The 1,425-nt window shown below is 46.5% G+C and carries 2 protein-coding genes; both read right to left on the reverse strand.

Going from position 1 to position 1,425, the window contains the following annotated elements; translation table 11 throughout:
• A partial coding sequence (locus tag R7P35_RS24315; protein WP_318092895.1) for a hypothetical protein occupies positions 1–218 on the reverse strand: 218 nt, incomplete at its 3' end.
• 159 nt (positions 219–377) lie between these two features.
• Positions 378–1,425: sulfatase-like hydrolase/transferase (locus R7P35_RS24320; RefSeq protein WP_318092896.1), on the reverse strand; the 1,048-nt coding region annotated here is incomplete at its 5' end.

Here is a 1,425-nt window from a genome sequence, read left to right on the forward strand (position 1 = left end):
ACGGATTCTGAATCAGCATGGCGCATCGCCATATCATGGTGCGAGCCTTGCCACGCTTCCACTTCGACTTGGTGACAATCGATGCACGTTTCGTTACCAATAAACTGAGCTTGAACAACTTCTGGTGAAGTTTGGGCGTTTTGCTGTCCAAACAGAGAAAAACTGACGAGCATAGCAAGGCTCACTATTGCCTGCTTCCAACTTGCCCACTGAGTCATAACGATCCTTGTTATTCTAATTTTGTTCTTCATCAACTGTAGGATGACTTTTTCTTTTTGGACAAGTAATTACATGAGTTTTAAGAAAAACTTAAACGGTGCGCAAAAAAAGAGGCTCCTTAGAGCCTCTCGATTTGGAGTGTTGATCGTGTAGCAAACCTACTTATTCGGGTTCTCTTGCAGTTTCTCCATCACTTGATCAAGCGAGAAACTTGCGGCTTTTTGCCTTGGCGGGAACTCTTTGAAGGTTTCTAGGAATCGACCAACATACGTTTGTGCTGGTACCAACATGTAGGCGCGATCAAGCATCCAATCGTAGTACGTGTTGGAGGTAACATCCGCAACTTCATAAGGGTCCATGCGCAAGTTGAAGATCTTCGGCACACGTAATTTGGTGAATGGTTCAGCCCAAATACGCAACGTACCTTTTGCACGTTGTTCCATGAAGACCAGTTTCCACTTGTTGTAACGAAGCGCAGTTAAATCGCCATCGTCCGAGAAGTAGAAAATCTCTTCACGCGGTGCTTTCTCTTCTTTACCAGTGAGGTATGGCAGGAAGTTATAGCCGTCGAGATGAACTTTGAATTTTTCGCCACCAGCACTATAACCCTTTAGCAGCTTCTCTTTGATGTTGTCATCACCAGCGGCGGCTACAAATGTAGGCATCCAGTCCATGTGGTGCATGATGTCATTCGAGACAGAACCCGCTTTAATTTTACCTGGCCAACGTACCATTGCAGGAACACGGTACGCACCTTCCCAGTTGGTATTTTTCTCGCCACGGAATGGCGTTGTACCTGCATCTGGCCACGAGTTCATGTGTGGGCCATTATCTGTTGAGTAGAAGACAATGGTGTTGTCTTTAATGCCTAAGTCATCCACTTTTTTCAGTAGCTGACCAACATGGTTGTCGTGCTCTACCATACCATCAGCATAAGTACTGATGCCGGTTTTGCCTTGGTTATCTGGCTTCACGTGAGTACGGAAGTGCATGCGGGTTGCATTCCACCAAACGAAGAATGGTTTTTTCGCTTTCACGGCACGATCCATGAAGTCGAGTGCCGCATCTAACGTCTCTTCGTCCACCGTTTCCATACGCTTACGAGTCAGAGGCCCTGTATCTTCAATTTTGCCGTCAGCGTACGATCGAATCACACCGCGTGGGCCAAACTTCTTACGGAACTCAGGATCTTTAGGGTAATCGACG

The organism is Vibrio sp. Vb0304 (assembly GCF_033338995.1).
GTDB classification, from domain to species: Bacteria; Pseudomonadota; Gammaproteobacteria; order Enterobacterales; family Vibrionaceae; genus Vibrio; species Vibrio alginolyticus.